We start from the raw sequence: 22090 nt of genomic DNA, 5'->3' as shown, positions 1-22090 counted from the left end.
GTGTGGCTTAGTTTCGTATTCAACAGATGGGATTGTCATGCGTGTAATGGCAGCAATGAGCGGCGGTGTTGATTCATCCGTTGCCGCTGCGCGATTGGTCGCCGAGGGGCATGAGGTCATCGGCGTTCATTTAGCACTAGCCTCGACGCCGACGACGTTGCGCGTCGGTTCGCGCGGGTGCTGTTCGCTGGAAGACTCCGGCGATGCTCGCCGCGTCGCCGACGCGTTGGGAATCCCTTTCTACGTCTGGGACTTCTCCGATCGATTCCGTGAGGACGTCGTCGATCCTTTTATTAATTCGTACGAGATGGGGGAGACCCCCAACCCTTGCCTGCGGTGTAATGAGAAGATCAAATTCCAGGCGCTGCTCGACCGTGGTATCGCGCTGGGGTTTGATGCCGTGGCGACGGGCCATTATGCGCGGTTGAAGGATGGCGAACTCCGCCGGGCCATCGACGATAAGAAAGACCAGTCGTATGTCCTGGGTGTTTTGAACGATGAGCAGCTGGCCCATTGTTTATTCCCTCTGGGAGACACCCGCAAGCCTGATATCCGCAAAGAGGCGGAGGCTGCTGGACTCGTGACGGCCTCGAAGCCCGATAGCCATGACATTTGCTTCATCCCGGATGGGAATACGAAGGCCTTCTTGGGCAACCACATCGGCGTCCGGTCGGGTGACTTGAAAGACCAGGATGGCAACGTGATCGGCCATCACGATGGCATCTACGGTTTCACCATTGGGCAGCGTAAGGGCCTCGGTCTACCTGGTCCAGCGCCCGACGGTAAACCCAGGTATGTCACCGATATTGATGCTGACACCGGAACTGTCACCGTCGGCACGCGCGACGATCTTCGCGTCGGGCGGTTGTATGCCGACCGTCTCATCCGCCTCGATGAGCATGAAGGATCGACGCAGGAGTGCCAGGTCCAGGTTCGTGCCCATGGCGGTGTTGTCGACGCCACGGTAACTATTGACGACGGCGTGGCAACGATTGATCTCCATTCACCTCTGACTGGTGTTGCGCGCGGTCAAGCCGCGGTGATTTACCGTCCCGACCCTGATGGCGACATTGTGTTGGGTTCGGGGACGATTTGTGACACGGTGTCGGTCTCTAAGCTGCAACCAACCACCGCGGGCGCGTCCTCGAACAGCTAATATGCTGGCCATGAACCAGAAATCGGCCGGCGCGACGTGGGCGTCGGGGTGGGGAGCCCTGGAGACTCATGATCCGCGCGAAGCGGCTCGCATTATTGCGGGGGAGGCTGCGTTGCCGTTCATCCCGCAGTTGATTAACCGTGGTGTGGGGTCGTCCTTGTCGGGATCGACGTTGTCATTGCTCTCGTCCTCCTATATTCAGGGACCACGATCGTGGCAAATGTCGGGCCCGACGGTGGCATCACGCCGCCGCAACGATGAGATCCATCGCGATATCGATGTGTACGAGGAAGCGTGGGAAGGTGGTTCTGCGCTCTCTAGCCAGGAGATGAAGGTCCAGGTCATGGGCCCGTGGTCACTGGCGGTCGCGACGGAATTATCGGACGGTCACCGTATTGTGTCGGATAGATCGGCGGTTCGCGGTTTTCACGACGAGTGGAGTGGCGGCGTCGCCGAGTACCTTTCGGAGATTCACCGCCGGTTTGGCAAGCGTATTGTCCTGCATATTGAGGAGCCCTACGTGGGCACGCTCGTCCGGGGACGTATCGCCGGAACCACCGATTGGGACATTATTCCTCCCGTCCACAACGATGTTCTGAGTACTGAGTGGGACAGGACTATCGAGGGCGTGTTCGACGAGCTAGGAGGGGTTACTACCGACGACGCCTCTCAGGGTGTTGTTGCTGATGTTGTGATGTCTTGCGGGGCATCGCTACCGGATGATCTCGAGATGCCAGCGTGGGCAATGCCGCTGATCGGGTTGGATGAACTGGAACGCGCTGCGGCGGACGGGTCGTCGACGCACCACATGCTCGACCGAGTGGGTGAGCTTATCGACGCTGATGGTCGGACATTGGTGATCGGCGTGGCGGGCGACAACAGTGCTGCCGATGATGCTGCTGGTGTCGGTCCCGGGGCTACTGCCGACGGTGCTGGTGCTCGTGCCGGTGTTGACACTGGTGACCACGATCGCGACCAGGTCATCGTGACAACCGCGTACGCTAGTGAGGATCCCGCCCGTGATCGTGCGGTGCGCATTGCCCGCGTGTGGAAGGCGATGGGGATTACCCCGACTCTCATGGGGGAGCGGGTGAGCATTGTCGAAGGGCATGGCCGACGTGGGCGGGAGCAGTCCACTGCGGAATCGCTGCGTTTAGCTGACGATGTGAGGGATATGCTCCGCCGCGATAGCGGAGATCTATAGTCGCGGCAGGATCAACCCTGCTAGCAGCCCCGCCGACCCCGCATTTACTTGGATTGAGTTGGGCGCTGCACAGAACTCTGTGCGGCAGTGATCACAGCCTGAATAGCGGTGACGTACCAATCTTCCACTTCGGTGTTATCCAGCGGTTCAACAGCACGAGTGTTCTCGGTTTCCACCGCGGTGTGGTGCTGCATCACGGGGACAGAATCGTGCCCGGACTCGGCATTATCCTCACCAGAGGAACCTGAGGTGACTTCGCGACCGTGAGGCCCCTTGGCCCCACCATGGCCATTCATGGAACCGCCCATCGCGGTGACACCAGCATTAATAAGCGACTGGATACTCGAGATCAGCTCCGGCTTCAATTCCGCCGGAATGTCGGGCAGTTTATCCACCTCACGCGCCAGAGCCTGGGTCAATTTGGCGTGCAGACGTCCAATTCGTGCTCGTGCGTCGTCGTCAAGATGAACCCGGGAAAGAGCGGATCGCCACGAGTGCCGGGACTCGCGGGCTTCGCGGAAGCTGGCGCGGGCATAGGCCTCGATAGCGTCGAGCGGCCCTGGCGCATCGTCCATTTGGTCGGTGATGACCTGGGCGCGTCGGGGGAAATCCCGAACGACGACGGCCTCGATCATGTCGTCGACATTGTTGTGATACCGGTAGAGGCTTGACCTGCCCATACCGAGGCGCTTGGCGACAGTCCCGACAGTGAGCGGGGCTGCGTTCTGGTCGGTTTGGGATTCTTCGAGGATTTCTTCGACGGCATCGAGAATTTTCTCGGACGTTTGACGCCGGTGTTCAATCACTGACTTCGCTGAAATCCTTGGCATGAGGCTATCCTAACCTTTAATTGTGGTGAGTGAAAGTAGCGGGGAAGAAAAACCCCATCATTGTGTAGCAGCCCTACTGTTGCATGTGGGTCACGTGCGTGAACCATCCCGCATGGGCCACGCGGTGGAGAAATCCGTCATCTCCCGACCTTGTGATGCGAAATAGTCACGCAGATGTATTTGGTAGTCGAAATAAGAAACGGCCTGAAACTCCATCAACTCATCGGACGTTTTCTTGACCAAATCAGGCCACATCCGCGCCATTTTCCACGCCACCCGAGCCGCCGCGAGGGCATCTGCGCTGGCATTGTGGGCATTATCCAACTGAATTCCATAACGCTTCACCAAGGTCCCCAACTTACGCGGACCCGTCCGTTGTGGCTCCAACGCCCGGTCCATCACGAGGGGATCGAACACTAATCCACTGCAGACAAATGACGGCTCCAGGTGCCGCAAAATCGTGAGGTCATAGGCCGCATTGAAGACGATGAGCGTCTGCCCGCGCTCCCATCCGTCGTAAATCGCACGAATCGTCTTGTGCAAGACATCGTCATGAGGTTCACCATGTTCCCTCGCGTACTCCGTCGAAATCCCATGAATTTTCGACGCCGACTCGGGAATCTCAATGCCAGGGTCGGCGAGTAGCTCGGTGGAATTGGCCGATCCACCATGGATGGACACAAGTGCCGACGTCACAATTCTCGCCTGTAGAGGGTTGGTGCCCGTGGTCTCCAGATCGAAGCTGAGCATAGAGGCGGGATCAAAGTGACTCGGCGCGGACGATGGAAGCGGCATAGGCATAGATTAGACGACGGGTCGGACACGGGGATAGGTGTTCGGTCCGCGCCGGCATTGCCCGTGGTAGGACCTGTGGTAGCACCTGCGACGTTGTCCACGGCGTGCGCTGGCGGTGGCAGCTGTGATGTGGGCCGGCGGTGAAATCCCTCTATGCTGGGCGTGTGAATAATTCCGGGAATTCCACTGACGTGAGCACCGATCTTCAAGCGTATTGGAACCAACTTGCTGCTGATGTTCGGCACCACCGTGACTTGTACTACAACAGTGAGCCCGTGATCTCGGATGCCGAATTCGATCACCTTTTCAAGATCCTCCAAGACCTGGAAGCGGACCATCCGGAGCTGGCCAAGAATGGTTCACCGACGGCTGAAGTGGGCGCTCCCGTTCCAACCCCTGCCAAGACCAGTGCAGGCGAAGTAACTTTCGCCCCGGTCCGCCACATCGAGCGCTTGTACAGCCTGGACAATGTTTTTTCGAAATCAGAGTTGCTGGAGTGGCTGCATAGAACCCCCGCGCCGACGTACTTAACAGAGTTAAAGATCGACGGTTTATCCATCGATCTGGTGTATCGCGATGGTGAACTCGTCTCCGCCGCCACTCGAGGCGACGGCGTCACCGGCGAAGACATCACTCCGAACGCCCGGACGATCTCCGATATCCCTCAAACAATTTCCCCGACGGACGAGTATCCCGTACCAGCGTTGCTGGAAGTGCGCGGCGAGGTATTTATCGGCGTCGAAGAGTTCGCCGTGATTAACGCCGACCGCGTGGAGCAAGGCCGGAAGCCCTTTGCCAACCCGCGCAATGCCGCCGCGGGATCCTTGCGTCAAAAGAACCCGGCGGAAACCGCTAAGCGGAATTTGTCGATGATCTGCCACGGGATCGGCGCGCGCGAAGGCTGGGAGCCTGCAACTCAACATGATGCGTACACTGCTTTGGCCGCGTGGGGTTTCCGGGTATCTCCGTACACCAAGCGCGTGACCTCGGCCGATGAGGTCATTGCCCAAATGGAGTACTGGGGCGAGCACCGTCACGACGCGACCCACGAAATGGACGGTCTAGTCGTCAAAGTTGATGACCTCGCTGAGCAGGAGGATTTGGGGGAGACCTCGCGCGCTCCCCGTTGGGCTATTGCCTACAAATATCCGCCCGAAGAGGTCGTGACGACGCTGCGCGATATTCGCATCGGCATCGGCCGGACTGGTCGCGCGACGACGTACGCCGTGCTGGATCCCGTCCTGGTGGCCGGGTCAACGGTTGCTCGGGCGACGCTGCACAACCCATCGGAAGTTCACGACAAAGGTGTGCTGATCGGTGATAGGGTCACCATCCGCAAGGCCGGTGAGGTCATCCCTGAAGTCCTGGGCCCGGTGGCGGATGCGCGTGACGGGTCCGAAAAACCATTCGTGTTCTCTACTGTCTGCCCTGAGTGCGGCACACCGTTGGTGCAGGCCAAGGCGGATGACGCTGATTGGAGATGCCCTAATACACAAGGGTGCCCCGGTCAGTTGCTCGCCCGTATGACGTATTTGGCCGGCCGGTCCGCCTTCGATATCGATGCCTTGGGCGTGTCGGGTATCCAGGATCTGATCAGGTCGGGAGCGTTGACTAACGAGTCCGAACTCTTTGATCTCGATGAATCCCATCTTCTGATGACCTCGGTGTTTACTACCAAGGCTGGGAAGGTCAATGCGACGGGGAAGGCGTTGCTGAAAAACCTCGAGGAGGCGAAATCCACCGAGCTATGGCGGGTTATCGTGGCGCTCTCCATTCGTCACGTGGGCCCTACAGCTGCCCGCGCGCTGGCCACCAAGTATGGCTCTCTCGACGCCATTCGTAACGCGTCCGAGGAAGAATTGGCGCGGATCGATGGAGTGGGCAGCATCATCGCGGCGTCGTTGCGCTCATGGTTTGCCGTCGATTGGCATATAAAAATTGTCGACGCCTGGGCCGCGGCCGGTGTCCGCATGGAGGAAGACCAGCAGCAGGCGCAACCTCAGACTTTGGAGAACACGACCGTCGTCGTCACAGGTACTTTGGAGGACTTCACGCGCGACTCGGCGAAGGAAGCGATCATCTCTCGGGGAGGTCGGGCAGCGGGGTCCGTGTCCAAGAAGACGGATTATGTCGTGGTCGGGGCTAATGCTGGATCGAAGGAGACGAAGGCACGGGACCTCGGGTTGCGTATTCTCGACGAGGACGAATTTAAAGAGCTTTTAGAAACAGGCCATGTGAGTGACCCGGCTTAAGCAGCGGCTTTCCCTTTAGCCGACTTTTCGGTCATGATGCTAACGACGACATAGACGACATGAGATAGACGACACTCAGGAGTAACACAATGTCCCCCGCCCAGAACCCCCACCCTTCCAATTCTGATTATTTGAGCCTGGTTGTCCGAGCTCCTGTGTATGACGCCGCGGAGAGGACCCTGCTGGAGCCGATGCCGCGGATGTCGCAGCGGTTGGGCAATGACGTCTATGTCAAGCGCGAGGACACCCAGCCGGTCCATAGTTTCAAGGTCCGCGGCGCCTACGCCCGCATGGCGGCCCTCACCGACGACGAGAAACGCCGTGGCGTGGTCACTGCCTCGGCAGGTAACCATGCGCAGGGTATCGCCTTGTCCGGCAGCATCATGGATGTCTCGGCACTCATCGTTATGCCGACGATGACCCCGCAGATTAAGGTCGATGCGGTCCGGAACTTCGGCGGCGAGGTCCTCCTCTTCGGCGACAACTTCGACGAGGCCAAGGAACGCGCCTCTGAAATTGCCCAATCCGAGGGCCGGGTTTTCGTCCCTCCGTTCGACGACCCGCATGTCATCGCTGGTCAGGGGACCATCGGGTTGGAAATCTTCCAGCAAGCGTCGACAGTTGACCGTGTTTTCGTTCCCGTCGGTGGCGGTGGTCTAGCTGCTGGCGTGGCCGTCGTGTTGAAGCAGCTGAACCCGCGCATCAGCGTTATCGGTGTGGAGCCTGAGGGCTCGGCCTGCTTGACCGCGGCTATGAAGGCCGGCGAGCCCGTCACATTAGACCGCGTGTCCTTGTATGCGGAAGGTGTGGCAGTCGCCCGCATCGGTGACGAGACCTTCCGCGTGTGCCGGGATAATCTCGACGAGGTCATCACGGTCAATTCCGACGAAATCAGTGCTGCCGTCAAAGATATTTTCGACGACACTCGCGCGGTGGCTGAGCCATCGGGGGCCGTTGCTCTCGCGGGGTTAAAGAAATACGTGACGACCCATGGAGTGCATGGTGAGAGGCTGGCCCACGTGCTCTCTGGTGCGAACCTGAATTTCCATGGCCTCCGGTACATTTCCGAACGTGCTGAGCTGGGTGAACATGGCGAAGCGCTTCTGGGTGTGACTATTCCGGAGCGTAAAGGTGCGTTCCTCGAGTTCTGTCAGGTTCTCGGCGGGCGGTCGGTGACGGAATTCAACTACCGCGTGGATGACCATGATCGTGCCCGCATCTTCGTGGGTGTTCAGCTCCACGAGGGAGATCAAGAGCGCGATGACATCATCGCGGACTTGCAGGAGCGCTCCTATGACGTCGTCGATTTATCCAGCGACGATGCCGCGAAGGAACATGTCCGCTACATGATCGGCGGGCGCGCCCCAAGGCATTTCAACGAGCGCGTGTTCTCCATCCAGTTCCCGGAGCACCCCGGTGCCTTGCTCCACTTCCTGAAGGTTCTGGGCACGCACTGGAATATCAGCCTTTTCCACTACCGGAGCCACGGTATGGATTACGGCCGCGTGCTCTGCGGATTCGATGACACGGAGAACCCGGCGGGCGATGGGTCGGACGATGATTTCGACCATCACATGCAAGAGCTGGGGTACCAGTTCAAGGAGGTCACGGACTCTGTGGCCTACACGTACTTCCTCAAGTCGTAGGCCACTAGTCCATCATTGCGTTCAGGATGGTGCCGAGCTTGCCGAGATGCTCAACCTCACCGGCAAGGAAATCCGGCCCGCCCGGGCGGCCGATGACAAGAACGTCGTCCTTGTCGCTAATCGGTGCGGCAGCAAGCGCGGAATCCATAACCGTCCAGCTTTCGGGCAGCCAATCGTCATCCTCGCGGTCGAGGCACCGGGCCGTCGTCACCGGGGTGGACTGAAGGATGCGCCCATCATCCTCGGGGGCGGCCATGGATGCAGCAACGCGATGCACATCGGTCCGCCCGCTCAGCACAATGGCCCAGCCCGCCGACATCGTCGTCGGAAGTCCGTCGACAAGAAGCTGGAGAGCCTTGCTTCGGGATGGTGCTTGGGCGATCGAGGCCAACATGGCGACCTGACCGGAACGGTTCACCGACCCGGAGAATGGGCGGATGGAATCGACCTCGACGCCGTCGACCTGCTGAGCTGCGGTAATGAGGGTGTCGGGCAGGGACGTGGGCGGGAGATCGATGACAATATCGTCCACAACGGCACCGTCGGAAAAATTGTGGCTGACGATATCGACGCTGCGGATATCTCCGCCGACCTCACCGATGGATGCGGCAAGACGGCCTAAGCTGCCGGGAGCATCAGGCAGGAAGACGCGGAGGAGGAACGACATAGAAAACCCTTTATTCGACGGTGCGGTGTGATCATTGCCTGTGATCAACTAGACAGTGTAGGCGTTCTCTGTGACACGCGTGGGAACCGGGTGACAGAAATAGACAGATTGGTGCATTCCTTGCCGTCGTGCCCCGGTTCGCGTGGCCAGCGTCGGCGGCCGTCCCCCTAAGGCCACATGAATCCCGGAACCGGCTAAGCTAGGGGAGTCATCATTGTCACACCAGGTGAAGGAACCACTGTGTCTTCTATTTCCCGCGACGAGGTCGCGCACCTTGCGCGCTTGTCTCGGCTCTCTCTCACCGACGACGAGCTGAATGAATTCGCTGACCAGATCGACGGCATTATCGAGCACGTCCAGAAAGTATCGAATGTTGATACCGAGGGCGTTGAGCCGATGAGCCATCCCTCTGATCTTGCCGGTGTTATGCGCGAGGATGAAGTTCATCCGACGTTGACGGCTGAGCAGGCCTTGGATCAGGCCCCGGCTAGCCAGCGTGACCGTTTCGAAGTACCGCGGATTCTGGGGGAGTAAACCATGGAGACCACATATCGCGTTGCGAACTTCAATGCTGACGATTTAACGACGTACACCGCGGCGGATCTGGCGGAAAAAATCCATTCCGGCGACGTGTCCTCGGTGGAAGCGACCCAGGCGCACCTGGATCGTATTTCACAGATCGACGGCGATATCCACGCTTTCCTGCATGTTTCTGCCGACGAAGCTCTTGCGGCGGCCAAGAAAGTTGATGACAGTATCGCTCGCGGCGAGAAGCCGTCATCACCCCTCGCCGGTGTTCCTTTAGCCTTAAAAGACGTCTTTACGACGACGGACGCGCCGACGACGTGTGCGTCGAAAATCCTTGAAGGGTACATGAGCCCGTATGACGCGACGGTGACGAAGCGTCTGCGTGAGGCCGGTATCCCTATCGTCGGAAAGACCAACATGGACGAGTTTGCCATGGGGTCGTCCACGGAAAACTCCGCGTATGGGCCGACGCACAATCCGTGGGATCTTGCCCGGACCCCAGGTGGCTCCGGCGGTGGCTCGGCCGCAGCGTTGGCGTCGGGAATGGCACCCCTCGCGATCGGTACCGACACCGGTGGATCTATCCGCCAGCCAGCGGCGCTGACCAACACCGTCGGGGTGAAGCCGACCTACGGCACAGTGTCGCGGTATGGCCTCGTTGCGTGTGCGTCGTCGCTTGATCAGGGTGGCCCGACCGGCCGCACAGTGCTGGATACCGCCCTGTTGCACGAGGTCATCGCTGGATACGATCCGCACGATTCAACCTCGGTCAACCGCCCCGTTGCGCCGGTGGTTCAGGCCGCTCGCGAGGGCGCGAAGGGGGATCTGTCCGGCTTGAAGGTCGGCGTCGTGAAGCAATTGGCTGGCGATGGCTACCAGGACGGCGTCCTCGAGTCCTATAACGAAGCCGTGGCCACGCTCTCTCGCCTGGGTGCGGAGGTCGTAGATGTGGATTGTCCTCACTTCGATGACGCCTTGAGCGCGTACTACCTCATTCTTCCGTGTGAGGTGAGCTCGAACCTCGCCCGGTTCGACGGCATGCGCTACGGTCTGCGTGTCGGTGATGATGGCCATCACTCGGCCAACGACGTGATGGAGCTGTCCCGTGAAGAGGGCTTCGGCTCCGAGGTCAAGCGACGCATCATCCTGGGAACGTATGCGCTCTCTGTCGGATACTATGACGCCTACTACCTGCAGGCTCAGCGTGTCCGTGCGCTGATTGCTCGCGATTTTGCCAAGGCGTACGAGAAGGTCGATGTGCTGGTCTCTCCGACGACGCCGACGACGGCGTTCAAGTTGGGCACCAAGGTCGATGACCCCATTTCGATGTACCGATTCGACCTGTGCACGCTGCCGCTGAACCTTGCGGGCCTGTGCGGTATGTCTGTTCCGTCGGGGCTGGCCTCCGATACGAATCTTCCCGTTGGCCTGCAGATTATGGCCCCAGCACACCAGGATGATCGGCTGTATCGCGTCGGTGCTGCATATGAGGCTGCTCGCTCGGGAGAGTCACAAGAGTAGGTTAGGGCCTATGGACCACAGTGGAGACGGTTGGGCAATTCAAGCAAACGGTGCGCGCTTCTGGGGAGTCGAAGGAGCAGCGGGATTGTTGCTCCGAGCGCCGGGGCCTGATGGTCTTCCCATGGTCCTCATGCAATATCGTGCCGAGTGGACATCAATGCCTCTCACCTGGGGTGTACCGGGCGGGGCACGTGATGCGGATGAAACAGTCGAAGAAGCCGCGTTACGTGAAGCCATTGAAGAAGCCGGTCTCAATCCCGACGATGTCACCGTCGTACAAAAACAAGTGACGACGCGGGTCCCCGTGGATTATGCGGTGCGGAGGGCGCCAGCTGAAGAATGGCCGCGTTTGCCCTGGTACACCTCACTGACGGGGAAGCGTTGGGTAGGGCTCATGGACCCCAGTGTGCGCGAGTGGACATATACGACCGTGTCCGCCTTTGCCTCTCATCCACTTGAGGTGCACAAGAATAATGAATCCATTGAACTGGTGTGGGTGCCGGAATCTGAGATCGAAAGCTTGGATTTAATGGCTCCGTTCCGGAGTTCGTTGCCGATGACGTCGAGTGTCGTCCAGCATGGCGATGTTTCTCAGCCGACGATGCGTGCTAATGAGTCTGGCGAGGGAGCGCTCTGGGTGGTGCCTCGATAGCTTGATGTACGACCCCAAGATCCGTGGTCACCATCTGATCGCGGACCCGAATTAAGGTTTCGCGATGATCTTTATGTGCGCGTAACCTGTCTGGATGGACTAGGTGAAGTCAATGCTGGAGGCACGGCTTTCACCTTAAATAGTTCGCTTTTCGAGTAGTTTCGGGTAGTTCCGTGAAGGCTCAGCGGACACATGCGCTGACTTTCACGGGATAGCAACCCCGAAATTCCGTCAGCGTTCACTCTTTTCTTTTGTAGCGATGAGTAGATAAATAGTGGTGAATAATTAAGAGGTAAGGAAGCTTTTTTGACTGGTAACCTCAACGGATCGTCGCACCAAGAGACGACGACCAACACAGCAACGAATAATCCCTCAGCCACCTCCGCTCAGGCGGGACAACCCCAAGGGATGATCCCAGAAAAAGACGCGTGGCGCGCGCTAGTGGCGCTCTGCATCGGCTTTTTTATGATCCTTCTGGATCAGACCATTGTGGCAGTGGCAACCCCTGATTTTCAGAGTGCGCTGAATGCCGACTATAGCCAAGTGCTGTGGGTCACGTCGGTGTACCTCCTGACCTATGCAGTCCCACTGCTGGTCACAGGCCGACTGGGGGATCAGATCGGGCCGAAGAACGTCTATGTCGCCGGCATGGTCGTCTTCACTCTCTCGTCCCTGGGCTGTGGTTTAGCACCCGATATTCATTGGCTGATCGCCGCGCGTGCTGTTCAGGGGCTGGGTGCTGCTCTGTTGACCCCTCAAACCATGAGCGTGATTAACCGAATCTTCGCTCGTGAGCGTCGCGGTGCCGCCATGGGACTGTGGGGTGCCACCGCCGGAATGGCAGGTTTGGCCGGCCCGGTTCTCGGTGGGTTACTCACCACGTGGATCGGCTGGGAATGGATTTTCTTCGTTAACGTCCCGATCGGTGTGGTCTCAGTCATCATGGTGCTCAAGTGGGTGCCACAATTGCCGACGAGAAACCACGGCTACGACTGGGGCGGCATCGTGACCTCTGTCATCGCGGTGTTCTTGCTGGTCTTCGCGCTCCAAGAGGGTGGCAACGCAAACTGGGCACCGTGGATCTGGATCATGATCGCAGCGTCCGTCGTCGTCTTCGGTATTTTCATCATGATCGAAAAGTGGGGCGCTCAGCGCGGCGTCGAAGTGCTCGTCCCGCTGTCGCTCTTTAAGGACAAGAATTTCTCGGTGGGGAATATTTCGATCACGACGATGGGCTTCGCTGTGGCAGGTCCGATGGTCCCGATCATGATTTACTTCCAGCAGTTCCACCACATGTCGGCCTTGAAGGCCGGCCTGATGATGGTGCCGATGGCTCTGATATCAGGTTTGCTATCCCCGTTCGTCGGCCGTCTGTCAGATACGGTGCCACCGCGTCGGCTATCGCTGACCGGATTTACCTTCATGACGCTGTCCATGCTCTGCTACTTCCTCGTGATGAAGCCGGACACGTCCGTGTGGTGGATGTTTGTGCCCATCGCTCTGCAGGGGTTGGGCAACGCGTTCGTGTGGGCGCCCAATTCGACGACCACCATGCGCGACCTCCCGATGGAAAAAACAGGCGCGGGTTCAGGTGTGTACAACACCACGCGCCAAGTTGGTTCAGTGATCGGTTCCGCGACCGTTGCAGCGACGCTCGACGTGTTCATGCAGCATACCGACCCAGTGTCGTCATTGGGTTGGACGATGATTTTCCCGGCAGCGGTGTTGTTGATCGGTTTGGTCGTCGTTACGCAATTCCAAGGAACAACAGCTGCAACGCGCGGAAAGTAGTAGGTGGTCCCGGATAGGCAACGCGCCGGCGATCCGGCTAGGGTAGTCACTATGCGTATTGCGACTCTTACCTCCGGTGGTGATTGCCCGGGACTGAACGCGGTGATTCGTGGAATTGTCCGCACCGCGAGTTCTGAATATGGCTCCACCGTGGTCGGCTATGAAGATGGCTGGGTGGGGCTCCTCGAGGATCGCCGAATTCAGCTCTACGACGATGAGGAGATTGACCGGGTTCTCCTCCGGGGCGGAACTATCTTGGGCACGGGCCGTTTACACCCTGACAAATTCCGCGAAGGAATTGAACAGATTAAGGAAAACTTAGAGAACGCGGGGGTCGACGCGTTGATCCCCATCGGCGGCGAGGGAACGCTGAAAGGTGCTCTCTGGCTCCACGAAAACGGAATCCCGGTGGTCGGCGTCCCTAAGACCATCGATAACGACGTTAACGCGACGGACTACACCTTCGGTTTCGACACCGCGGTGTCCGTCGCCACTGATGCGATTGACCGTTTGCACACCACCGCGGAGTCGCACAATCGTGTGATGGTCGTGGAGGTCATGGGCCGGCATGTGGGCTGGATTGCGCTCCACGCAGGTATGGCCGGCGGTGCTCACTACACCGTGATCCCCGAGGTTCCGTTTGATATCGACGCGATCTGTAAAGCCATGGAGCGTCGTTTCCAGATGGGGGAGAAGTACGGAATCGTCGTCGTTGCCGAGGGTGCCCGTCCGAAAGAAGGCACCATGGAGCTGAAGGCTGGCGGGATTGACCAGTTCGGTCACGAGGTTTTCACCGGCGTTGGCCAGCAAGTTGCCGACGCTATCCATGAGCGCCTGGGCCACGATGTCCGTACCACGGTGTTGGGGCATATTCAGCGCGGTGGTACGCCGACGGCTTATGACCGCGTCCTGGCCACGCGCTACGGTGTTCACGCTTGCCGCGCAGCTCACGAAGGTAAGTACGGAACCGTCGCTTCCCTCCAGGGAGAGAACATCGGGCTGGTCAGCCTCCAGGATGCCGTGGGCACGCTGAAGGTTGTTCCGATCGAGCGGTACGAGGCCGCGGCCGCCCTGTTCGGATAATCATCTTCCGGTAGCTACCCGCCCACGCGGGCATTACCCGCCCATGACGGCTCCTTCCCGACGCGGATCCGCTCCGCCGAGGAGGTGCCCGTCGCGAGTGCGGACAATGGCGGATAGTCCACTTGATTGTTCGTCGAGGTTGACGGTGTGCCCTCGACGCGTGAGACCGTCGACCAGTTCCTGAGCCTCTGGCGTAGCTTGTCCATCATGGCCGATGTCTGGATGTTCACCACCAATGCCGGTTTCCGGTTTATTTCGGGCGCCGAAGTTCGGCAGAGCGACGGCTTGCTGCGGGTCAAGTCCCCAGTCGAGGATGCCGATCAGTGTTTTGATGACAAATTGCGGGATGACCGCTCCACCGGGAGACCCGACGACGGCATAGAGATCTCCCCGCTCGCCGGTCTTCGTCATGGTGTACACGATCGTGGGGGACATCGACGACCGTGGCCGTTTCCCGCCCTCAACTCGGTTTGCTTTGAGCTGACCGTCGTCGTCGCGAGGTGTGGCCTCAAAATCGGTGAGCTGGTTGTTCAACATGAACCCATCGACCATGTGGAATGAGCCGAATGCCGATTCCACACTTGTTGTCATGCTGGCAGCGTTCCCATAAGAATCGACGACGGAAATGTGGCTGGTTCCGTGTTCGGGCTGATCCTCACCGCGGGCGTGGTCCGTATCGAAGGTTCCGGCTTTCGCTGTTCCCATGGATTTTTCTGGATTGATCTGCGAATACCGCTGCGCCAGGTACTCCGGGTTGAGTAATTTCGTGTAATCGCCATCGGGGAGGTTCTCAAAAGCGGTATCGGCAAGGTAGGCGTCGCGGTCCGCGTAGGCGAGGCGCTCCGCTTCAGAAATGATATGGACCGCCTCAGGGGAGGGCACGCCACCATTGTTGTCGACCTTGAGTGGCTTCATCGCGGACAGATCCGCGTGAGAAAGAATCCCCAGCGTAGATGCTACTGTGACGCCGCCCGAGGTGGATGGCGGTGCGCCACAGACAATATGGGTGCGGTAGGGGCCGCACAGCGCTTGTTTAACAGTGGGGTTATATTTCGCGAGATCAGCCGTCGTTAAGGACGATGGTGTTGTTCCGCCGTGTTCGCTGCGTGCTCGGGCGACGATGTCGTCGGCTATTTTCCCTGTATATAGCGCTTGTGGGCCATTGACCTTGAGGGATGTGAGTGTTTTGGCATAGGCCGGGTTGGTGAGACGCGTCCCGGTTTTCTTTCCGGTTCCATCCGGGTTGAGGTAATAGGCCGCGGCTTCCGGATCGCGGGCGAGGTCGGCAGCATTGTCCTCAATCGTTGTCGCGAGGCGTGGGCTGATGTCGAAACCATTTTCAGACAGGGTGATGGCAGGTTGGACAAGGTCGCCCCACTGCGTTTTCCCGTGTTGCGCGTGGAGGGTGCCTAAGGCGGCCATGATCCCCGGTACGCCGATTGACCTGCCGGAACGTCGCGCGTCGGGCTCGGGTGCGCGGGTGTCGGTGGCGGATATCTGCGACAGATAGGTGTCGGATGCGTTATCGGGTGCGGTTTCACGGCCATCGATGGCGGTGACAGAGTCGCTCGCCGCGTCATGGTACAGGATGTAGCCACCTCCGCCGATCCCTGACGATTGAGGCTCTACCAGCCCTAACACGAGTTGCGCTGTGACCAACGCATCAGCAGCGGTTCCACCGGCGGCCAACACATCGCGGGCGGCAGCCGTCGAGACAGGGTTCGCGGTGGACACGGAGTACGAGTCCGTCTGTACCGCCGTCATGTCCGGGCGGTAGTCGGTATTTGATTCGGGAGCGACGGAAATATCCCGGTTGGGCGCTGGCGGCTCAGCGTGCGCTGTGCGCGTGGCCGGCGCGTATCCACTGGCAATAAGCAGGACGAGCGTGCTCATCATCGACGCCCATAGTCGTCTGCGGCGAGGTAATTGTTGTGGTCTCGTCGCAACCAGTGTCGCAACCGGTGTCGTCGACGAGTTTTGCTGGCTTTTCGACGTTTGTCGGCGGGGGAGCGGATTCATTCTTTTACCCTATGGAGCCGCTGTGACAGCCATCATATTTTTTCATTAATTGTGTGTTACAAATGCGAGCGATCATGTTAAATGGCGGTTTTTGTCCCCGCGGTCGAGTAACCTTTGCCGGTGGTAGTCGAGCCGTCCCGGCTCTCTGGTGATTTTGTTCCAAGGAGAACCCCTCATGTTCAGAAATACGCTTTCGATCGCTTTAGCTTTTGTGGGGCTGATCGTTGGCGCGGGAACAGCCTCTGGGCAGGAGGGGCTGCAGTTTTTCGTCGCCTTTGGGCGCTGGGGCTTGTGGGGCGTTGTCCTCGCGGCGATCTTGATGAGCATTGCCGGCACCTCTGTCTTTATCCTCGGTAGCTATTACCGAGCTCAAGAGCACAAACGAGTCATTGACAGTTCCGCGACCAAGTTCCTGGCCATCTTCTTGGACATCGGCATCCTGGTCACCCTGTTTTCGCTCGGGTTCGTGATGTTCGCGGGTGCGGGCTCTAACCTCAACCAGCAATTTGGCCTACCGACGTGGGTCGGCGCGACAATTCTTCTGGCCCTCGTCCTGTCATCAGGGATGCTGGATATCTCTAAAGTCTCGGCCATTATCGGAGCGATTACGCCGTTCATCATTGTTTGCATCACGATTGTCGGGCTGGTGACATTAATCGGAATTCACCCCGACTACAGCCACTTAGATGCGTCCGCGGCCACCATTAATACGAATCTGCCCAACTGGTGGATTTCGGCGCTCAACTACGTGGGCTTCAACCTTATTTGTGGTGTGTCCATGGCCATCGTGATCGGGGGTTCCTATTTTTACCCGCGCCAGGCCGGAATTGGTGGCGGCCTCGGAGGCCTGATCTTCGGGTTCCTGCTGATCGTCATCGCATTCTCGCTGTACGTGAAGGTCGACGATGTTAAAGATGCGGACCTTCCGATGCTTGCTCTCGCATCGAATTTCAACGGCCCGTTCGGTTGGGTCATGTCGATTGTCATTTACGGCATGATCTTCAATACAGCACTGGGCGTTTTCTACGCTCTGGCCCGTCGGTTGACTGCGAACCATGAGGAACGCTTCCGCCCGACGCTCGTTGTGACAGCCCTGGTGGCCTTCGTGATCAGCTTCTTCGGGTTCAAAACGCTGGTGTCGAATGTCTATCCAATCTTGGGATATGTCGGTGTCGTCCTCATGATTGTGTTGGTTTATTCGTGGAGGAAATCGCGGATCCAGATTCAGGAAGAGGGGGATCGACGTCGGAAGCTGCATGAATTAGCTGAGCGGAAGTTGGACCCCACCAAGCGGTTCACCTCTAAACAGAAGCGCCAGCTCCGGCACCTCATCGGCGAGTCGAATATTGACGACGATGTGTTGCGCGACATCCTCGACCGCAACGACGTGTAGGCGTTCGGCTCTGTTGTCCCTTTACAAGTTGTTGAACACTCTGGCGCTACACTGTTGGTTATGACTTCTCCCGCTCAGTCGATTCAGGATTATTCCGACGATGTTATGGACTATGACGACGTCGTCGCGCAGTTTGATCCCGTTATGGGAATGGAAATTCACGTTGAGCTCGCGACGAAATCGAAGATGTTTTCGTCGTCCTCGGTTGAGTTCGGTGACGCCCCTAATTCCCACGCCGACCCGTGCTGTTTAGGTTTGCCGGGTGCTTTGCCCGTGGTGAACAAGAAGGGCGTCGAATGGGCAATCAAAATTGGTTTAGCCCTCAATTGCTCTATCGCCGAGCGGTCGCGGTTTGCGCGAAAAAATTACTTCTACCCGGATCAGCCGAAGAATTACCAGATCAGCCAGTACGACGAGCCCATCGCATACGACGGCTATTTGGATGTTCAGCTCGACGATGGCTCGACGTTCCGCGTGGAGATTGAGCGCGCCCACATGGAGGAAGACACCTGTAAATTGACCCACATCGGTGGGCAGGGTGGCCGTATCGCTGGTGCAACAAAATCCCTTGTCGACGCTAACCGCGCTGGTGTGCCACTGATCGAGATCGTGACCAAGCCCATCGTGGGTGCGGGCGAGCGCGCACCGGAGGTTGCTCGTGCGTATGTCACAGCCGTGCGCGATCTGATGAAGGCCCTCAAGGTCTCGGACGCCCGCATGGACCAGGGCTCGATGCGTGTTGACTCGAACCTGTCTCTGCGGCCGATCGGTACGGAAGAATTCGGCACCCGTACGGAGACAAAGAACATCAATTCGCTGCGTTCGGTGGAACAGGCTGTGCGGTTTGAGATGCAGCGTCAGGCTCAGTGCCTGAAGCACGGCGTCGAGATCGTTCAGGAGACACGGCACTACCAGGAGACCGACGGCACGACGTCGAAGGGCCGTCCGAAGGAAACGATGGCGGATTACCGCTACTTCAACGATCCCGACTTGCCGCCCGTCGTCGCTCCATCTGAATGGGTGGAAGAAATTCGTGCGACGCTGCCCGAGCTTCCGTGGGTACGTCGTGCCCGGATTCAGAAGGAATGGAAGCTTTCCGACGAGGAGCTCCGCGATCTCGTGAACGCGGGCGCCTTGGATCTCGTGGCTGACACGGTGGAAGCCGGCGCTACGCCAACTGAGGCTCGCTCGTGGTGGGTGTCCTATCTTGCGCAAAAGGCGAATGAGCAGGAAGTCGAGCTGGATGCGCTGACCATTAGCCCTCGTCAGGTTGCTCGCGTGGCGAAGCTCGTCGCCGATGGGAAGCTGACCAATAAGCTGGCCCGTTCCGCCATCGATGGCGTCCTTGCCGGCGAAGGTAAGGAGAACGTTGACGATCCCGAGAGCGCGGACGTCGTCGACAATGTTGTTAAGGATCGTGGGCTTGAAGTGGTTCGCGACGACGGTGCCCTTGAGAAGGCTGTCGACGAGGCTCTGGCGGCTAACCCGGACATTGTCGAGAAGATCAAGGGCGGCAAGACCAAAGCAGCGGGCGCTATCGTCGGTGCCGTGATGAAGGCTACGCGGGGCAAGGCTGATCCGGCTCGTGTTCAGCAGCTTATCGTGGAGAAATGCAGTTAAGGCGTTGCGCTAACTATTAGTTGCGGTGCCTCGGCCGGTATGATTCCTCAATAGAAAGCTAATCAACCCTTTCTTGAGGATTCGATGTTCAAAAGAACAATTGCTGTTGCTATGTCGGTTGTCGGCCTTATCGTCGGCGCCGGCTTTTCATCTGGTCAGGAAGTACTCCAGTATTTCGTGGCCTTCGGAAAAATGGGGATCTGGGGGGCCGTTATCGTAGCGGTCTTGATGTCCGCTGCCGGAATGATCGTGTTGCAGCTGGGAAGCTACTTCCAAGCTGATGAACACGCTGGTGTCCTACGGACCATCGGTACGAAAACGGTCTCGTGGATCCTGGATATCGGCATTGTCTTCACACTGTTTTCCGTGGGCTTCGTCATGCTGGCCGGGGGTGGATCCAACCTCAACCAGCAGTTCGGAATTCCATCGTGGGTGGGGTCGGCGATTCTGCTGGTTCTCGTGTTGGCCGCAGGCATGCTTGATGCCGATCGCGTCAGCACAGTGATCGGAGCGATCACGCCGTTCATCGTGGTCGCCCTTGTTGGTGCGGCAATATGGGCATATACGCACACCGACGGAAGCTTGTCGAACCTTGAACCGCTCACCCAGAACGTCGATACCAATCTTCCGAATTGGTGGATCAGCGCCCTGAACTACGCGGGCTTGGTTCTTATGGTCAACGTGGCGATGGCCATCGTTATTGGTGGCTCTCATCTCTACCCGCGCGAAGCCGGCCTCGGTGGGCTCGTGGGAGGCATCACGTTTGGTGTGCTGCTCATCATCAGCACCCTGTCGCTCTTTCTGAAGATCAAGACCGTTCAGGGGTCTGACCTGCCCATGCTGACGCTGGTCGACGACATTCACCCAGCCTTAGGTGTGGTCATGTCCCTGATCATTTATGGGATGATCTTTAACACCTGCCTGGGCCTGTTCTATTCCTTGGGTCGTCGCCTGACTGCACATCACCCGGAGAAATTCCGGATCGTGTTTACGGTCGTCACCGTGATTGGCTTCGCCGTCAGCTTCTTCGGATTCAAAACGTTGCTGTCCAGCGTGTACCCGATCATGGGATACGTCGGGTTCGTGCTCATCGCGTTGCTGTTCATTGCGTGGTTCCGGGGACGGACTGCGATGCACGACGAAGGCGGCCGTCGCCAAGAAGCGCGTGAACTTGCCGAGCGCAAGCTCGATCCGAATGTGCGGTTTACGTCGAAGCAGGCTCGTCGGCTCCGGCACCTGATCGGGGACTCGAACCTGGAAGATGACGAACTCCGGAAACTTATCCGCGACGACGTGACGAGTGATACTAAGTCCGATGAGGCTCCTGAACCCGAAGAGATCGATGAGCCGGATACAGATGCTAAAGACAGCGCCGGGGGAGAGACTGGTTCAAGTTCCACGGTGTCAAGCACCCCGGTGAAGTAATGACATCGGGAATATCAATCGATCGTTAAATTCGGAATAGATAGAAAGTTAGATCAGTGGTTAAACGCACAATAAGTATTGCGTTGTCCTTTGTTGGATTAATTGTTGGTGCGGGTTTCGCGTCGGGCCAGGAGATCCAACAATATTTCGTGTCCTATGGAACGTGGGGAATTCTGGGTGCGATTCTTGCCGCGGTCATTATGGCGGCAACGGGGTACACAGTGCTCCAACTGGGCAGCTATTACATGGCTGATGAGCACAATGAAGTATTGTCCGGCTCGTTGCCTACGTGGGTATCGAAGTTTCTCGATCTCGCCATTATTGCCACCCTGTTTTGTATTGGTTTCGTAATGTTCGCGGGTGCGGGGGAGAACCTTAAACAGCAGCTGGGCTGGCCAGTGTGGGTCGGTTCGGTCATCATGCTGGTGCTCGTGTTAGCGGCTGGCATGTTGGACGTTGATAAAGTTTCTGCCGTCATCGGTGGTATTACACCGTTTATTATCGTTTTCGTTGTGGCAGCGTCGATCTATTCCTTCGTTGATCGCAGCGATTCGTGGGGGCACCTCAGTGAGGTAGCCTCATCAATCCCCAATAGTTTCCCGAACTTTGCATTGTCGAGTCTGAACTATGTGGGCCTGTCATTAATTCTCTCGGTGTCCATGGCCATTGTTATCGGCGGTTCGCACCTGTACCCGCGTGAGGCGGGCTGGGGAGGCTTCTTCGGTGGCCTCACCTTCGGTATTTTGCTCACCATTTCCGCAGTTGCTTTGTTGTGCTCCACGGCAACTGTTAAAGATGACGCATTACCGATGCTTTCGCTGGTGAATAACATCAACGGCGGCTTGGGCTGGGTCATGGCTGTGGTTATTTACGGCATGATCTTCAATACCGCCATTGGAATGTTTTATTCATTGGGACGACGGCTATCCGCCAAGCGCCCCGAGAAATTCCGCATTATTTTCATCGGCGTCACATTGGCGGGCTTTGTTTTGAGCTTCCTGGGATTCAAGTCCCTAATTGCAACGGTATATCCGGCCTTAGGTTACCTGGGCGTTTTCCTGATTATTGTGTTGTTGATTGCCTGGTTCCGCGGACATTCCCGCATCGAGGACGAGGCCGAACGTCGTGATCGAATTAGCGAATTAGTTGAGCGACGTGACAATCCGAAGAAGCGCTTTACCTCGAAGCAGCGTCGGCAATTACGTCACCTTGTCAGGGCGTCAAATATTGAAAATGCGGAGCTGAGGGAAGCGGTCAGGAAAGAGCTCGATGAGGAGTCAGATGATGACTCACACGACGCCTCTTCCGATGAGAAACCGTCGGATGATGGATCATCTGCACAGGGCGATTCATCCGCCTCTGAGGCTGAAACGCATGGTGCGACCTCCGGCAGTGAATCGACTGATAACTCTGATGGACGGTCGGGAAGTGTGCCGGCGTCGAGGTCGGATTAGGTGACAACGGGGACCCTCGTGAGTCCCATTATCCCTGGTCGCGAGGATATTAGT

General features: G+C 58.1%; 17 protein-coding genes. 13 read left to right on the top strand and 4 right to left on the bottom strand.

The features are described from left to right. Window positions 1-37: 37 nt before the first annotated feature. Complete coding sequence (gene mnmA / locus Q3981_RS01345) at window positions 38-1156, top strand: tRNA 2-thiouridine(34) synthase MnmA (RefSeq protein ID WP_046202511.1); 1119 nt, start codon at window positions 38-40, stop codon at window positions 1154-1156. A gap of 10 nt (window positions 1157-1166) precedes the next feature. Beyond that, the gene (locus Q3981_RS01340; RefSeq protein ID WP_303123120.1) at window positions 1167-2360 is read left to right on the top strand and encodes a hypothetical protein; all 1194 of its coding nucleotides are present in this window, start codon (window positions 1167-1169) and stop codon (window positions 2358-2360) included. A 44-nt stretch (window positions 2361-2404) separates the two neighbouring features. On the opposite strand, the gene Q3981_RS01335 is transcribed toward Q3981_RS01340, so the two are convergent. Both Q3981_RS01335 and Q3981_RS01330 read right to left on the bottom strand, forming a co-directional pair. Beyond that, a complete protein-coding gene (locus Q3981_RS01335) occupies window positions 2405-3190 on the bottom strand; it encodes a TetR/AcrR family transcriptional regulator (protein ID WP_303123118.1) in 786 nt (261 codons plus the stop codon). Between the two features lie 90 nt (window positions 3191-3280). Continuing rightward, window positions 3281-3991 carry a 3'-5' exonuclease gene (locus Q3981_RS01330; protein WP_303123116.1) on the bottom strand — a complete coding sequence of 237 codons (711 nt, stop codon included), beginning with the start codon at window positions 3989-3991 and terminating at the stop codon, window positions 3281-3283. Between the two features lie 158 nt (window positions 3992-4149). Here Q3981_RS01330 and ligA point away from each other — a divergent pair, with 158 nt between their 5' ends. After that, on the top strand, window positions 4150-6237 hold the full coding sequence (gene ligA, locus Q3981_RS01325; RefSeq protein ID WP_303123114.1) for an NAD-dependent DNA ligase LigA: 2088 nt from the start codon (window positions 4150-4152) through the stop codon (window positions 6235-6237). A gap of 89 nt (window positions 6238-6326) precedes the next feature. Next, the gene (gene ilvA, locus Q3981_RS01320; RefSeq protein ID WP_303123112.1) at window positions 6327-7883 is read left to right on the top strand and encodes a threonine ammonia-lyase, biosynthetic; all 1557 of its coding nucleotides are present in this window, start codon (window positions 6327-6329) and stop codon (window positions 7881-7883) included. Window positions 7884-7887: 4 nt separating this feature from the next. On the opposite strand, the gene Q3981_RS01315 is transcribed toward ilvA, so the two are convergent. Then, window positions 7888-8550: an amino acid-binding ACT domain protein gene (locus tag Q3981_RS01315; RefSeq protein WP_303123214.1), complete on the bottom strand. Its 663-nt coding sequence runs from the start codon at window positions 8548-8550 to the stop codon at window positions 7888-7890. 240 nt (window positions 8551-8790) lie between these two features. On the opposite strand from Q3981_RS01315, the gene gatC reads away from it, so the two are divergent. The 5 genes from gatC (at window position 8791) to Q3981_RS01290 (ending at window position 14125) form a co-directional block, all read left to right on the top strand. Beyond that, window positions 8791-9084, top strand: coding sequence for an Asp-tRNA(Asn)/Glu-tRNA(Gln) amidotransferase subunit GatC (gene gatC / locus Q3981_RS01310; RefSeq protein WP_046202506.1), 294 nt, complete (start codon window positions 8791-8793; stop codon window positions 9082-9084). A 3-nt stretch (window positions 9085-9087) separates the two neighbouring features. Beyond that, window positions 9088-10599, top strand: coding sequence for an Asp-tRNA(Asn)/Glu-tRNA(Gln) amidotransferase subunit GatA (gene gatA, locus Q3981_RS01305; RefSeq protein WP_303123107.1), 1512 nt, complete (start codon window positions 9088-9090; stop codon window positions 10597-10599). A 10-nt stretch (window positions 10600-10609) separates the two neighbouring features. Then, a complete protein-coding gene (locus Q3981_RS01300; protein ID WP_303123105.1) occupies window positions 10610-11251 on the top strand; it encodes an NUDIX hydrolase in 642 nt (213 codons plus the stop codon). A 408-nt stretch (window positions 11252-11659) separates the two neighbouring features. Next, window positions 11660-13042 carry an MFS transporter gene (locus Q3981_RS01295; protein ID WP_303123212.1) on the top strand — a complete coding sequence of 461 codons (1383 nt, stop codon included), beginning with the start codon at window positions 11660-11662 and terminating at the stop codon, window positions 13040-13042. 51 nt (window positions 13043-13093) lie between these two features. Continuing rightward, window positions 13094-14125, top strand: coding sequence for a 6-phosphofructokinase (locus tag Q3981_RS01290; RefSeq protein WP_204087167.1), 1032 nt, complete (start codon window positions 13094-13096; stop codon window positions 14123-14125). 33 nt (window positions 14126-14158) lie between these two features. Here Q3981_RS01290 and Q3981_RS01285 read toward each other — a convergent pair whose 3' ends face one another. Beyond that, window positions 14159-16144 carry a gamma-glutamyltransferase family protein gene (locus Q3981_RS01285; RefSeq protein WP_303123102.1) on the bottom strand — a complete coding sequence of 662 codons (1986 nt, stop codon included), beginning with the start codon at window positions 16142-16144 and terminating at the stop codon, window positions 14159-14161. 175 nt (window positions 16145-16319) lie between these two features. Between Q3981_RS01285 and Q3981_RS01280 the strand changes: the two genes are divergently transcribed. The 4 genes from Q3981_RS01280 (at window position 16320) to Q3981_RS01265 (ending at window position 22036) form a co-directional block, all read left to right on the top strand. After that, window positions 16320-17537 (top strand): hypothetical protein, encoded by a 1218-nt coding sequence (locus Q3981_RS01280; RefSeq protein WP_303123100.1) that lies wholly within the window; start codon window positions 16320-16322, stop codon window positions 17535-17537. Window positions 17538-17597: 60 nt separating this feature from the next. Further along, window positions 17598-19157, top strand: a complete 1560-nt coding sequence (gatB, locus tag Q3981_RS01275; protein WP_303123098.1) for an Asp-tRNA(Asn)/Glu-tRNA(Gln) amidotransferase subunit GatB — start codon at window positions 17598-17600, stop codon at window positions 19155-19157. A gap of 84 nt (window positions 19158-19241) precedes the next feature. Beyond that, on the top strand, window positions 19242-20582 hold the full coding sequence (locus Q3981_RS01270) for a hypothetical protein (RefSeq protein ID WP_303123096.1): 1341 nt from the start codon (window positions 19242-19244) through the stop codon (window positions 20580-20582). 56 nt (window positions 20583-20638) lie between these two features. After that, window positions 20639-22036 (top strand): hypothetical protein, encoded by a 1398-nt coding sequence (locus Q3981_RS01265; protein ID WP_303123094.1) that lies wholly within the window; start codon window positions 20639-20641, stop codon window positions 22034-22036. The last annotated feature ends 54 nt before the right edge of the window (window positions 22037-22090 follow it).

It is taken from the genome of Corynebacterium sp. (assembly GCF_030530965.1).
Classification (GTDB): Bacteria; Actinomycetota; Actinomycetes; order Mycobacteriales; family Mycobacteriaceae; genus Corynebacterium.
Note: the sequence above shows the minus strand (reverse complement) of the source record. Positions and strands in the feature narration are given on the sequence as shown.

Excerpts from the sequence above, each read along its gene's own strand:
- ilvA (WP_303123112.1), top strand. The coding sequence starts at position 6,327 with ATGTCCCCCGCCCAGAACCCCCACCCTTCCAATTCTGATTATTTGAGC.
- Q3981_RS01300 (WP_303123105.1), top strand. The coding sequence starts at position 10,610 with ATGGACCACAGTGGAGACGGTTGGGCAATTCAAGCAAACGGTGCGCGC.
- gatB (WP_303123098.1), top strand. The coding sequence starts at position 17,598 with ATGACTTCTCCCGCTCAGTCGATTCAGGATTATTCCGACGATGTTATG.
- Q3981_RS01280 (WP_303123100.1), top strand. The coding sequence starts at position 16,320 with ATGTTCAGAAATACGCTTTCGATCGCTTTAGCTTTTGTGGGGCTGATC.
- Q3981_RS01270 (WP_303123096.1), top strand. The coding sequence starts at position 19,242 with ATGTTCAAAAGAACAATTGCTGTTGCTATGTCGGTTGTCGGCCTTATC.
- Q3981_RS01295 (WP_303123212.1), top strand. The coding sequence starts at position 11,660 with ATGATCCCAGAAAAAGACGCGTGGCGCGCGCTAGTGGCGCTCTGCATC.
- gatA (WP_303123107.1), top strand. The coding sequence starts at position 9,088 with ATGGAGACCACATATCGCGTTGCGAACTTCAATGCTGACGATTTAACG.
- Q3981_RS01315 (WP_303123214.1), bottom strand. The coding sequence starts at position 8,550 with ATGTCGTTCCTCCTCCGCGTCTTCCTGCCTGATGCTCCCGGCAGCTTA.
- Q3981_RS01285 (WP_303123102.1), bottom strand. The coding sequence starts at position 16,144 with ATGAATCCGCTCCCCCGCCGACAAACGTCGAAAAGCCAGCAAAACTCG.
- Q3981_RS01330 (WP_303123116.1), bottom strand. The coding sequence starts at position 3,991 with ATGCCTATGCCGCTTCCATCGTCCGCGCCGAGTCACTTTGATCCCGCC.
- Q3981_RS01340 (WP_303123120.1), top strand. The coding sequence starts at position 1,167 with ATGAACCAGAAATCGGCCGGCGCGACGTGGGCGTCGGGGTGGGGAGCC.
- mnmA (WP_046202511.1), top strand. The coding sequence starts at position 38 with ATGCGTGTAATGGCAGCAATGAGCGGCGGTGTTGATTCATCCGTTGCC.
- Q3981_RS01335 (WP_303123118.1), bottom strand. The coding sequence starts at position 3,190 with ATGCCAAGGATTTCAGCGAAGTCAGTGATTGAACACCGGCGTCAAACG.
- Q3981_RS01290 (WP_204087167.1), top strand. The coding sequence starts at position 13,094 with ATGCGTATTGCGACTCTTACCTCCGGTGGTGATTGCCCGGGACTGAAC.